At 73.5% G+C, this 12,241-nt stretch carries 11 protein-coding genes; 8 read left to right on the forward strand and 3 right to left on the reverse strand.

The features are described 5' to 3' along the window. Nucleotides 1-11: 11 nt before the first annotated feature. Both H596_RS0102005 and H596_RS0102010 read right to left on the reverse strand, forming a co-directional pair. A complete protein-coding gene (locus H596_RS0102005) occupies nucleotides 12-533 on the reverse strand; it encodes an invasion associated locus B family protein (protein WP_027283475.1) in 522 nt (173 codons plus the stop codon). A 70-nt stretch (nucleotides 534-603) separates the two neighbouring features. Then, on the reverse strand, nucleotides 604-927 hold the full coding sequence (locus tag H596_RS0102010; protein WP_027283476.1) for a TIGR02300 family protein: 324 nt from the start codon (nucleotides 925-927) through the stop codon (nucleotides 604-606). Nucleotides 928-1,011: 84 nt separating this feature from the next. Here H596_RS0102010 and aroA point away from each other — a divergent pair, with 84 nt between their 5' ends. From aroA to H596_RS0102035, 5 genes are all read left to right on the forward strand, one after another. Then, the gene (gene aroA, locus H596_RS0102015; RefSeq protein ID WP_027283477.1) at nucleotides 1,012-2,361 is read left to right on the forward strand and encodes a 3-phosphoshikimate 1-carboxyvinyltransferase; all 1,350 of its coding nucleotides are present in this window, start codon (nucleotides 1,012-1,014) and stop codon (nucleotides 2,359-2,361) included. Next, a complete protein-coding gene (cmk, locus tag H596_RS0102020) occupies nucleotides 2,358-3,011 on the forward strand; it encodes a (d)CMP kinase (protein ID WP_027283478.1) in 654 nt (217 codons plus the stop codon). Before aroA ends, cmk begins: the two co-directional genes overlap by 4 nt. Nucleotides 3,012-3,246: 235 nt before the next feature. Beyond that, nucleotides 3,247-4,965 (forward strand): 30S ribosomal protein S1, encoded by a 1,719-nt coding sequence (gene rpsA / locus H596_RS0102025; RefSeq protein ID WP_027283479.1) that lies wholly within the window; start codon nucleotides 3,247-3,249, stop codon nucleotides 4,963-4,965. A 343-nt stretch (nucleotides 4,966-5,308) separates the two neighbouring features. Then, entirely contained in the window at nucleotides 5,309-6,040 is a 732-nt protein-coding gene (locus tag H596_RS0102030) for a response regulator transcription factor (protein ID WP_027283480.1), read from the forward strand. A gap of 100 nt (nucleotides 6,041-6,140) precedes the next feature. Next, nucleotides 6,141-6,689, forward strand: coding sequence for a CBS domain-containing protein (locus tag H596_RS0102035; protein ID WP_245583929.1), 549 nt, complete (start codon nucleotides 6,141-6,143; stop codon nucleotides 6,687-6,689). 198 nt (nucleotides 6,690-6,887) lie between these two features. Here the strand turns inward: H596_RS0102035 and H596_RS19640 are convergent, their stop codons facing one another. Beyond that, on the reverse strand, nucleotides 6,888-7,940 hold the full coding sequence (locus H596_RS19640; RefSeq protein ID WP_051212241.1) for an alpha/beta fold hydrolase: 1,053 nt from the start codon (nucleotides 7,938-7,940) through the stop codon (nucleotides 6,888-6,890). Nucleotides 7,941-8,010: 70 nt separating this feature from the next. Here H596_RS19640 and H596_RS19645 point away from each other — a divergent pair, with 70 nt between their 5' ends. Genes H596_RS19645 through H596_RS0102055 form a run of 3 tightly spaced genes read left to right on the forward strand, consistent with a single transcriptional unit; the run spans nucleotide 8,011 to nucleotide 12,236 of the window. Continuing rightward, complete coding sequence (locus H596_RS19645) at nucleotides 8,011-8,280, forward strand: zinc-finger domain-containing protein (RefSeq protein ID WP_037299551.1); 270 nt, start codon at nucleotides 8,011-8,013, stop codon at nucleotides 8,278-8,280. Then, nucleotides 8,261-11,041 (forward strand): DNA polymerase I, encoded by a 2,781-nt coding sequence (gene polA / locus H596_RS0102050; RefSeq protein ID WP_051212242.1) that lies wholly within the window; start codon nucleotides 8,261-8,263, stop codon nucleotides 11,039-11,041. Before H596_RS19645 ends, polA begins: the two co-directional genes overlap by 20 nt. A 1-nt stretch (nucleotide 11,042) precedes the next feature. After that, nucleotides 11,043-12,236 carry an MFS transporter gene (locus H596_RS0102055; protein WP_037299553.1) on the forward strand — a complete coding sequence of 398 codons (1,194 nt, stop codon included), beginning with the start codon at nucleotides 11,043-11,045 and terminating at the stop codon, nucleotides 12,234-12,236. Nucleotides 12,237-12,241: the final 5 nt, after the last annotated feature.

The following is a 12,241-nucleotide window of genomic DNA, read 5'->3' on the forward strand; positions in this document are numbered from 1 at the left end:
TTCACGGCCGCTCAGCGCCGCGCGGGCGCGGGGCACTCGCGCGAGATGGCGTCATAGGCGGCGGAGAAGCCGGCCAGCGGGAAGACATCGCTCGACTGGCCGCGGTTGTTGGGCCCGGGGCCGCGCGAGACGGCCTCGCGCCCGCCGCGCAGCGCCTGCACCGCGGCGCGCCCGTCGCGGGCGAAGGCGGTGTCCTGAGCGGTGAAGAAGGGCAGCTCGCTCTGGCCGACGATGAGTCGCGCCTCCGCCCCGCGCGGGAAGCTGTAGCCCGCGCGCACCGCCACCTGGTCCCGCGCCTGTGGGCGGTGGGTGACGAGCAGCATCACGTTCTGCGCCTGGCGCCCGGGCACCCCGTCTATGCTGCGGGCGCGGGCGAAGGCGTAGCAGATCTTCTGGCCCTGCTCGGTGTGGGTGGCCGCGGTCCAGGACTGGAACTCGCCCAGGCGCACGGGGGCGCCGCGCTGCTGGGCCTCGGCCCCGGGCGGGAGCATCAGCGGCAGGAGCAGCGCGGCCAGGATCAGGGGGCGTCGCATGGCGCCGGTGCATAGGCCCGCGCGCCCCGCGGAGCAATGCGGGAAACGCGCAGGCTGGGGCGAGCGGGCGTCAGCCCTCCTCGTCGCGGTCGCCCTCGACCTCGATCTCCTCGCCGATCGCCTCGTCCTCGTCCTCGAGCTCGTCGGCGTCCTCGAGCGCGGCGTCGGCCTCCACGTCCTCGAGCTCCACGTCGTCGGCGTCCACCTCCGCGGCGGCGCCGGCGCGCTTCTTGAGCTTCTCGTCCGCCGCGGCGGCGGCGCGGCGCAGGCGGGGCTGCTCGGCCGGCTGCTCGGTGCCGCATTTGGGGCAGACCGCGGGCTGGCGCGTCAGGTCGTAGAATTTCGCGCCGCAGGAGACGCAGATGCGCTTCAGTCCGAGTTCGGGCTTGGCCATGGAGCCGTCATTCCTCTGCGCGGCCACGGGGCCGCGGGCGGCGCGCATTGCCACGGGCCGTGCATCGGTGTCAAACCCGCGGCCATGTCGCATGATGCCGCGCCCCAGCCGCTCCGCGCCCAGGCCGCCCCCGCGCCGCTCTCCGGCCGGCTGCGCGTGCCGGGGGACAAGTCCATCAGCCACCGCGCGCTGATGTTCGGCGCGCTCGCCGTCGGCACCACCCGCATCGAGGGGCTGCTGGAGGGCGAGGACGTGCTGCGCACCGCCGCCGCCATGCGCCTGCTCGGCGCGACGGTGGAGCGGCTGGGCGAGGGGTCCTGGCGCGTGGCCGGGCGCGGCATCGGCGGGCTGACCGAGCCCTCGGACGTGCTGGACATGGGCAATTCCGGCACCGCCGCGCGGCTGATCTGCGGGCTGCTGGCCGGCCACCCCCTCTTCGCGGTGATGACGGGCGACGCCTCGCTGCGCCGCCGGCCGATGCAGCGGGTGACGGAGCCGCTCTCCGCCACCGGCGCGCGCTTCGCCACCCGCGCGGGCGGGCGGCTGCCCCTCGCGGTGGAGGGCGCGCGCGACCCGCTGCCGCTCGACTACCGCCTGCCCGTCGCCTCCGCCCAGGTCAAAAGCGCCTGCCTGCTGGCCGGGCTCTGCGCGCCCGGGATCACCCGCGTCGTCGAGCCGGAGGCGACGCGCGACCACAGCGAGAACATGCTGCGCCATTTCGGCGCGGAACTGCGCGTCGCCGCCGAGGGGGCGGGGCGCGTCATCGAGCTCACCGGCCAGCCGGAGCTGCGCGCCGCCCCGGTGATGGTGCCGGGCGATCCCTCCTCGGCCGCCTTCTTCGCCGTCGCCGCGCTGGTGGTGCCGGGCTCGCGCCTCGTCATCGAGAATGTGGGGCTCAATCCCCTCCGCACCGGGCTGTTCGAGGCGCTGCGCGAGATGGGCGCGGCGCTCACCGTCTCCAACGCCCGCACCGAGGGGGGGGAGCCGGTGGGCGATCTCGTGCTGCGGCAGGGGGAGCTGCGCGGCGTGGACCTGCCCGCCGCCCGCGCGCCGGCGATGATCGACGAATACCCGGTGCTTGCCGTGGCCGCCGCCTTCGCCCGCGGGGTGAGCCGCTTCCGCGGCCTCGCCGAGCTGCGGGTGAAGGAGAGCGACCGGCTGGCCGGCACCGCCGCCCTGCTCGCCGCCAATGGCGTGAAGGTGGAGGTGGAGGGCGACGACCTGATCGTGCACGGCACGGGCGGGGCCGTGCCCGGCGGCGGCCTGGTGGCGACGCAGATGGACCATCGCCTGGCCATGTCCGCGCTGGTGATGGGCCTCGCCGCCCGCGCCCCGGTGACGGTGGACGACGGCGCCTTCATCGCCACCAGCTTCCCGGGCTTCGTCGCGCTGGTGAACCGCGCGGCCGGTGGCGAGGCGATCGGCCCGGCATGAGCGCGCCCCTCGTCATCGCCGTGGACGGGCCGGCGGCGGCCGGCAAGGGCACGCTGGCGCGCCGCCTCGCCGCCCATCTCGGCCTGCCCTACCTGGATACGGGGCTGCTCTACCGCGCCACGGGCCGGCGCGTGCTGGACGCGGGCGGCGACCCGGCCGACCCCGCCGCCGCCGAGGCCGCCGCCCGGGCCCTGGCGCCCGAGGATCTCGCCCGCCCCGACCTGCGCGCCGAGGAGGCGGCCGCGGCGGCCAGCAAGGTGGCCGCCATCCCGGCCGTGCGGGCCGCGCTGCTCGACTTCCAGCGCCGCTTCGGCGCGGCGCGCGGCGCGGTGCTGGACGGGCGGGACATCGGCACGGTGGTCTTTCCCGACGCCCCCGTGAAGCTCTTCGTCACTGCGAGCCCCGAGGTGCGCGCCGCCCGCCGCCATGCGGAGCTGCTGGCCCGGGGCGTGCCGGCGCGGCTCGAGGAGGTGGCGGCCGAGATGGCCGAGCGCGACGCCCGGGATTCCGCGCGCGGCGTGGCCCCGCTGCGCCCGGCCGAGGACGCGCTGATCCTCGACACCAGCGCGCTGGACGCGGAGGCCGCCTTCGCCGCCGCGCTCGCGCTGGTGGAATCGGCGCGCGCGCGCGGGGATTCCACGGGAAGCTGACGCTTTTCCCTTGACCTCCCGCCCGAGTCGGCGGATGAAGCGCACGCCATGCGCTGGCATGGTCGGCAAAGGGGCGCGCCGCAAGGGCCCCATCCACCAGGCCGCCCCTCCTTCCTCGGCAAGAGGCCGATCGCGATGGGCGCGCAAGCCGTGACGGCCCCGTGCGGGCGCCGTGGCGCAGGACCCGACCACCGGGGCCGCCCGCCCCGACGCTGACCCAGGAACCACCCTCTACATGGCCAATGCCAACGCCCCCGCCACGCGCGCGGGCACCGAAGATTTCGCCGCCCTGCTCGACGAGATGCTGGGCGCCAACACCGGCTTCGCCGGCTCCGTCGTCACCGGCAAGGTGATCCGCATCGACGATGACGTCGCGGTGGTGGATGTGGGCCTCAAGAGCGAGGGCCGCGTGCCGCTGAAGGAGTTCGCCCCGCCCGGCCAGAAGCCGGAGGTGAAGGTGGGCGACGTGTTCGACCTCTTCGTCGAGCGCTACGAGGACAAGGACGGCTCCATCGTCCTCTCGCGCGAGAAGGCGCGGCGCGAGGAGGCCTGGACGAATCTCGAGAAGGCCTTCGCCGCGGGCCAGCGCGTGAACGGCGTGATCTTCGGCCGGGTGAAGGGCGGCTTCACCGTGGATCTCGGCGGGGCGGTGGCCTTCCTGCCCGGCTCCCAGGTGGACATCCGCCCGGTGCGGGACGTGGGGCCGCTGATGGGCCAGTCCCAGCCCTTCCAGATCCTCAAGATGGACCGCGCGCGGGGCAACATCGTCGTCAGCCGCCGCGCGGTGCTGGAGGAGACGCGCGCCGAGCAGCGCGCCGAGCTGGTGCAGGGCCTCAAGGAAGGCATGGTGCTGGACGGCGTGGTGAAGAACATCACCGACTACGGCGCCTTCGTGGACCTCGGCGGCGTGGACGGGCTGCTGCACGTCACCGACATCGCCTGGCGGCGCATCAACCACCCCTCCGAGGCGCTGACCATCGGCCAGCAGGTGAAGGTGCAGGTGATCCGCTTCAACCAGGACACCCAGCGCATCAGCCTCGGCATGAAGCAGCTCATGTCCGACCCGTGGGACGGCGTGGCGCTGAAGTATCCGGTGGGCGCGCGCTTCTCGGGCCGCGTCACCAACATCACCGACTACGGCGCCTTCGTGGAGCTGGAGCCGGGGGTGGAGGGCCTCGTCCACGTCTCCGAGATGTCCTGGACGAAGAAGAACGTGCACCCGGGCAAGATCGTCTCCACCTCGGAGCAGGTGGACGTGATGATCCTGGATGTGGACGAGCCGAAGCGGCGCATCTCGCTCGGCCTGAAGCAGGCGCAGGGCAACCCGTGGGAGCTGTTCCTGCAGGCGCACCCGCTGGGCAGCGTGGTCGAGGGCGAAATTCGCAACATCACCGAGTTCGGCCTGTTCATCGGCGTCGGCCCCGACATCGACGGCATGGTGCACCTCTCCGACCTTTCCTGGGACGAGCCGGGCGAGGTGGCCATCCAGCGCTACAAGAAGGGCGATGTGGTGAAGGCCAAGGTGCTGGACGTGGATGTGGAGAAGGAGCGCATCTCCCTCGGCATCAAGCAGCTCGAGGCCGACCCCGCCGCGGAGGTGCTGGACCGCGTGCGCAAGGGCGACATCGTGACCTGCACCGTCACCAAGATCGAGCCCAACGGCATCGAGGTGAAGGTGGAGGAGGTGCTGACCGGCTTCATCCGCCGCGCCGAGCTGGCGCGCGACCGCCAGGACCAGCGCCCCGAGCGCTTCGCCGTGGGCGAGAAGGTGGACGCGAAGGTGACGGCGGTGGACCGCGCCGCGCGCCGCCTCTCGCTCACCATCAAGGGCAAGGAGATCGAGGAGGAGCGCGAGGCCGTGCGCGAGTTCGGCAGCTCCGACAGCGGGGCCTCGCTGGGCGACATCCTGGGCGCGGCCATCCGCCGCCGCCGCGAGATGGCCGGCGAGGAGTGATCCGCGGCCCCTCGGGGCCCGGTTCTTCGGAGGGGGCGCGCCGCGGGGCGCGCCCCTTTTTCGTTGCGGCCGGGGCTGCGGGATATGGGCGAAGCGCGTCTCAATTCGCGGGATGCCGGCGCTCCGCATGCGCCGCTGGCGCGGGGAATCCCGGTTTGCGGGACCGTCTCGGCTGGCGAGCCGCCTGGCCGATCCTTTCCACAGGGTTTCTCGCCGCCGGGGGCGTTAACGGTTCTTTATTGACGAATATCTTTTTAAATACACAAAAATCGGCAAATCGCGCTTGGCCGGGACACGCGCAGGTGGTATCTCCTCCACACGCAAAACGTGTGGAGACCGAGCAATGCGCATCCTTCTGGTGGAAGACGATCGCTCCGCGGCCCGCGGCATCTCCTTCCAGCTCCAGCAGCACCGGATGGTGGTGGACGTGGCCGATTGCGGCGCCGAGGCGCTGGAGCTCGCCCGCCTCTACGACTATGACGCCGCCATCGTGGACCTGATGCTGCCGGACATGGAGGGCTACGAGGTCGTCTCCAAGTTCCGCGCCGCCCGCATCGAGGCGCCGGTGCTCATGCTCTCCGCCAATGGCCGCACCCAGGCCAAGGTGCGCGGCCTCTCCGTCGGCGCCGACGACTATCTCGCCAAGCCCTTCGAGCCCGATGAGCTGGTGGCCCGGCTGCAGGCGATGATCCGCCGCTCCAAGGGGCTCAGCCAGCCGCGCATCCAGCTCGGCCCCCTCTCGCTCGACCTCGGCGCGAAGGAGGTGACGGTGCAGGGCCGGCCGGTGCATCTCACCACCAAGGAATACGCCATCCTCGAGCTGCTGCTGATGCGCCGGGGCACGGTGCTCTCGAAGGAGAACTTCCTCGACCACCTCTATGGCGGCATGGACGAGCCGGACGCCAAGATCATCGACGTCTTCGTCTGCAAGCTGCGCAAGAAGCTGCAGCAGGCGGGCGCGGCCAATGTGATCGGCACGGTCTGGGGCCGCGGCTACATCGTGCGCGACGCCTCGGGCCCCGCCATGCCCGCCGCCTTCCGCACCCCGCTGCCGGAGTCCCGGCCCGCCGCCTGAGACGGGCGCCCATCGACGCCTTGCTTCGACGGGACCTTTCGCCGCGGCGGCGCGCCAAAACAAGGGCATAGCAGCGGCCGCTGGGTGGATCGCCCGGCCCATGCTGCGCCGCACGGCCACGCTGCGCCGCAACATGGGAAGTGGTTGCAACCCCCGCGTGCCGGGGCCCAAGCTGGCGGCGCTGTCATCCGCCGGGAAGGAGGGCTTCGACATGCTCATCGGTCAGGTGCTCAAGGCCAAGGGAACCCAGGTCATCTCCGTCCGGGCGGGGGATGGGATCGCCTCCATCACGCGCACCCTGGCGCAGCACCGCATCGGCGCGGTGCTGGTGGTGGAGGGGGATGGCACGGTGCTCGGCATCGTCAGCGAGCGCGACATCGTCCGCGCCCTGGCCGGGATGGGCGAGGCGGTGATGCGCATGACCGCCGGCCAGCTCATGACGCGGGTGCTCTTCACCGTCACCCCCGCCAGCCTGGTGCAGGACGCGCTGCAGCTCATGACCGACCGCCGCGTGCGCCACCTGCCGGTGCTCAACCCCGACGGCACTCTGGCCGGCATGGTCTCCATCGGCGACCTGGTGAAGGCCCGCATCGCCGAGGCCGAACAGGAGGCCGAGGAGCTGAAGGCCTACGTCGCCACGGCCGGCTAGACAGAAACTCCCTCGGCTCGTGGTTCGAGGGAGCATGCGAAGCCGGGGTTTGTGATGTGGACGGCGAGGTGCCGTGCCTGCTGATAGGCGGGCTCTGGCGCACCATCGGCATGCCGGCAAACCGCAGTGCCAGAGTTTCATCCACGGCGGGTCGCGACGGCCACTGGGGTACCAATACGGGCGGCAGCCACGCCGGACCTACCACCGCCCCGCGAGCCAGGCGCGCCCCGCCGCCTCGCGCGGGCGGGGGGCCGCGGGGTCGGCGATGAAGCCCAGCACATCCTCCACCACCTCGCCGCGCACCTCGTCGCGCAGCAGCAGGTGCCAGCCGGAGGGGTAGAAGATCACGCGCGGCACCCCGGCCTCGCGCAGGGCGCGGCGGGCGGCGCGCGTCGGGATCACCTGGTCGCGCCCGCCGAACAGCACCAGCGTGGGCGTGGCGCGGCAGCAGCCGGGCAGCGCCGCCACCGCCGCGTCCATCGTGGCGACGACGCCGCGCAGCAGGTCGAGCCGCACCTCGCGCAGCGTCAGCGGGTCGCGCGCGAAACGCTCCAGCGCGGCGCGGTTGTCGGAGGCGGCGAGCGGCCCCGCGCTCGCCTCCACCGCGAGCGGCCCCAGCACCGAGGAGGCGACGCGCAAGGCCGGGCGGAAGAGCGCGGGCAGATAGGGCCCGCCCCAGATGGCGGGCGAGGCGAGGACGAGGCCCGACACGCCCTCCGGCGCGGCGAGCAGCGCGATGGCCCCGCCCAGGCTCTCGCCCAGCAGGAAGAAGGGCAGGCCCGGGTGGCGGGCGCGCAGCAGGCGCACGGCCGTCCGCGCATCCTCGATGAGCGCCTCGAGCCCGGGCCAGAGGCCGCGATGCGCCGTCCAGCCGAAGCCGCGCTGGTCCATGCTGTAGACCAGCACCCCGCCGGCCGCGAGGGCGGGGCCGCTCTCCACCAGGAAGTTCCCGCCATGGTCGCCCATCCCGTGCAGCGCGAGCAGCACGGCGCGGGGCGCGCCCTCCGGCCGCCAGGCGCGCAGCGGCAGGCGCATGCCATCGGCCATGACGAGATCCGCCTCCGGCGCGGGGCCGGCGGGGCGGGGCGCGGGCGGCGGCGGGCCGAGCGCGGTGGTGGGGGCGAAGCTGCGCGGCAGCGGCGCGGGGAGGAAGGGCTCGATGGCCGGGGCGCGGGTGGCGGGGCCGGGCGGGCGCTCCACCGGCCCACAGGCCGCCAGGAGACACAGCAGCAGGAGCAGCGCGCGCGCCATGGCCCCATATGGCCCATCGCGGCGCGCGGCGGTATCCTCGGCGCGATCAGCGCCAGGATACGGACCCGCGATGCGCGACCCGCAGCTCACCGGCTATGGCCCCAATCTCACCCCGGGCGTGACGCCCGAGGAGGTGATCCTCGTCGAGACGCGCAGCGTGCGTTGCGACGGGACCCCAGCCGCGGCGCTGCGCGGCGCGGCTGGGAACCCGGACGGTGGTGGTGGGGCGCTCGGCCACCCCGCCATCTTCCTGCGCATCGAGCGGCAGCAGGTCACCTGCCCCTACTGTTCGCGCACCTACCGCCTGAAGGAAGGCGCGGGTGACGACCACCACCACTGAGGGCGCCGAGGCGGCGGAGAAGCACCTCATCCTGGTGGACGGCTCGGGCTACATCTTCCGGGCCTTCCACGCCCTGCCGCCGATGACGCGGCCCGACGGCACGCCGGTGAACGCCGTCTTCGGCTTCGCGCAGATGCTGGAGAAGTTCCTCACCCAGCATGCGGCCAGCCACATCGCCGTGGTGTTCGACAGCGCGCGCGAGACCTTCCGCAACCAGATCTACCCCGCCTACAAGGCGCATCGCCCCGAGCCGCCGGAGGAGCTGGTTCCCCAGTTCGCGCTGATCCGCGAGGCGACGGACGCCTTCGGCGTCTGCCGCGTCGAGCAGCCGGGCTACGAGGCCGACGACCTGATCGCCAGCTACGCGCGCGCCTTCGAGGCGGAGGGCGGGCGCGTCACCATCGTCTCCTCCGACAAGGATCTGATGCAGCTCATCCGCGAGCGGGTGATCATGCTCGATCCCATCAAGCAGAAGCCGCTGCGCGAGCCGGAGGTGATCGAGAAGTTCGGCGTGCCGCCGGCGAAGGTGGTGGAGGTGCAGGCGCTCGCCGGCGATTCCACCGACAATGTGCCCGGCGTGCCCGGCATCGGCGTCAAGACCGCGGCCCAGCTCATCGCCGAGTATGGCGATCTCGAGACGCTGCTCGCCCGCGCGGGCGAGATCCGGCAGCCCAAGCGGCGCGAGCTGCTGCTGACGCACGCCGACTCGGCGCGCATCTCGAAGCGCCTCGTGGCGCTGGACGACCACGCGCCCCTGCCCGCGCCGATCGAGGCGATGGCGGCGAAGCCGCCCGATCCCGCGCGGCTCGCCGCCTTCCTGCGCGAGAACAATTTCCGCTCCATCCTCGCGCGCATGGGGGCGGGCGATGGCGGGCCGCCGCAGCGCCCGCGCCCCGCCCCGGAGCAGGCCGCGCCCCCGCCCCCGCAGGAAGCGCCCTTCGGCCCCTACGCCTGCATCCAGGACATGGCGACGCTGCGCGCCTGGATCGAGGAGGCGCGCGCGGCGGGCGTGATGGGCCTCGACACCGAGACCGACAGCCTCGACGCGCTGAACGCGCGCCTCGTCGGCGTCTCGCTCGCCGTCGCGCCGGGGCGGGCGGCCTATGTCCCGCTGCGCCACGCGCCCGCCGACATGCTGGGCGAGCCGCCCGCGCAGCTCCCGCTCGAGGAGGCGCTGGCCGCGCTGCGCCCGCTGCTCGCGGACCCCTGCGTGCTCAAGGTGCTGCACAACGCGAAATACGACCTGGAGGTGCTGGCGAACCCGGAGAATGGCGGCCTCGAGGTCGCGCCGGTGGACGACAGCATGATGATCTCCTACGCGCTGGAGACGGGCGCGCACGGCCACGGGCTGGACGAGCTGGCCAAGCTGCACTTCGGCCACGACACCCTCGCCTATGACGCGGTGACGGGCACGGGCAAGGCGCGCATCCCCTTCGCGCAGGTGCCGCTGGAGCGCGCCGCCGCCTATGCCGCCGAGGACGCCGACGTGGCGCTGCGCCTGTGGCATGTGCTGAAGCCCCGGCTGCGCGAGGCGCGCGCGCTCGCGCTCTACGAGCAGGTGGAGCGGCGCATGATCCGCGTGCTGGCGGCGATGGAAACCGCCGGCATCAAGGTGGACGGCGCGGAGCTCGCGCGCATCGGCGAGGATTTCGCCGCGCGCCTCGTCGGCCTGGAGGCCGAGTGCCACCGCCTCGCCGGGCGCGCCTTCAACGTGGGCAGCCCCAGGCAGCTCGGCGAGATCCTGTTCGAGGAGATGGGCCTCAGGGGCGGGAAGAAGGGCAAGTCCGGCGCCTATTCCACCGACGCCGCGGTGCTGGAGGAACTCGCGGCCCAGGGGGTGGAGCTCGCCCGCGCCGTGCTCGACTGGCGGCAGATCGCCAAGCTCAAATCCACCTACGTCGAGGGGCTGCGCGCCGCCATCGCGCGCGATCAGCGCGTGCACACGGATTTCTCGATGGCGGTGACCAGCACGGGCCGCCTCTCCTCCACCGAGCCGAACCTGCAGAACATCCCGGTGCGGACGGAGGAGGGCGCGCGCATCCGCCGCGCCTTCGTGGCCGAGCCGGGGCATCTGCTCGTCAGCGCCGACTACAGCCAGATCGAGCTGCGCCTGCTCGCGCATCTCGCCGAGGTGCCCACGCTGCGCGAGGCCTTCGCCCGCGGCGAGGACATCCACGCGCGCACGGCCGCCGAGATCTTCGGCCTCGACCCGCAGAAGGTGGACAAGGAGGCGCGGCGCCGTGCCAAGACCATCAACTTCGGCATCATCTACGGCATGAGCGCCTTCGGCCTCGCCGCGCGGCTCGGCATTCCGCCGGCCGAGGGGCGGGCCATCATCGAGGCCTATTTCGCGCAGTATCCCGGCATCCGCGCCGAGATGGAGCGGCTGAAGGAGGAGGCGCGGACCAAGGGCTACGTCCTCTCGCCCTTCGGCCGCCGCCTCTGGATTCCCGACATCAACGCGAAGGATCCGCTGCGCCGCGCGGGCGCCGAGCGCCAGGCGATCAACGCCCCCTTCCAGGGCGGCGCGGCGGAGGTGATCAAGCGCGCCATGGTGCGCCTGCCCGGCGCGCTGCGCGAGGCGGGGCTCAAGGCGCGCATGCTGCTGCAGGTGCATGACGAGCTGGTGCTGGAAGCGCCCGAGGCCGAGGCGGAGGCGACCGGCGCGCTGCTGCGCAGGGTGATGGAGAACGTCGCCACCCTGCGCGTGCCGCTGCGCGTGGAGGTGGGCCAGGGCCGCAACTGGGCGGAGGCGCATTGAGATGAGCGGCTTCACGGGCGCCGAGCGCCGCACCCTCGCCGCCATCTCCGGCGCGCATTTCGTGAGCCACCTGCACATCCTCGCCCTGCCGCCGCTGTTTCCGCTGCTGCGCGAGGAGATGGGCGTGAGCTTCGTGGAGCTCGGCCTCGCGCTCACGCTGTTCAACGTCGTCTCGGCGCTCACCCAGGCGCCGGTGGGCTTCCTGGTGGACCGCTGGGGGCCGCACCGCGTGCTGGTGGCGGGGATGTGGCTGGGCGGGCTGGCCCTGGCCGCGGCGGGGCTGGGCGGCGGCTATGCGACGCTGCTGGTCGCGGCGGGGCTGCTCGGCCTCGCCAACAGCGTCTATCACCCGGCGGATTACGCGATCCTCGGCCGCGACATCGGCGAGGGGCATGTGGGGCGCGCCTTCTCCATCCACACCTTCGCGGGCTATCTCGGCGGCGCGGTGGCGCCGGCCTTCATGCTGGGCAGCGCCTGGGCCTTCGGGCTCGGCGGCGCGCTGGTGGCGGCGGGGCTGATGGGGCCGCTGCTCGCCCTGCCCCTGATGCGCGCCGCGCTCGCCGAGCGGCCCGCGCCGCCGCGTCCGGCCAAGGCCGCCGGCGCGCCGCGGCTGATCTCGCCCAGCGTGCTGGTGCTGACGGGCTTCTTCATCCTGATCGCGCTCTCGGCCGGGGCGGTGCAGGGCTTCGGCGTCTCGGCCTGGGCGGCCTGGCGGGAGCTGCCGCTCGCCACCGCCAACATCGCGCTGACCGCCTGGCTGGCGATGAGCGCGGCGGGGGTGCTTCTGGGCGGCGTCATCGCCGACCGCACGCGGCGGCACGGCCTGGTCGCGGCGCTGGGCTTCGGCGCGGCGGGGGTGCTGATCCTGCTCGCCGGGACGGTGCCGATGGGTGCGGCGGCGCTGGTGGGGGTGATGGGTGCGGCGGGGCTGCTCTCGGGAATGATCATGCCCTCGCGCGACATGCTGGTGCGCGCGGCCGCGCCGCCGGGCCAGGCGGGGGCGGTGTTCGGCGTGGTCAGCACCGGCTTCAACATCGGCGGCATCGCGGGGCCCGTGATCTTCGGCGCGCTGCTCGACCACAGGCAGCCCCAGGCGGTGTTCCTGCTCTCGGCGGGGTTCATGGCCCTGGCCGTGGCGGTGACGCTCTGGCAGGACCGGCGGGCGGCCCGGGCGCGGCTGGCGGCGGCGGAGTAGCCGCC

Source organism: Rubritepida flocculans DSM 14296, assembly GCF_000425365.1.
Classification (GTDB): Bacteria; Pseudomonadota; Alphaproteobacteria; order Acetobacterales; family Acetobacteraceae; genus Roseococcus; species Roseococcus flocculans.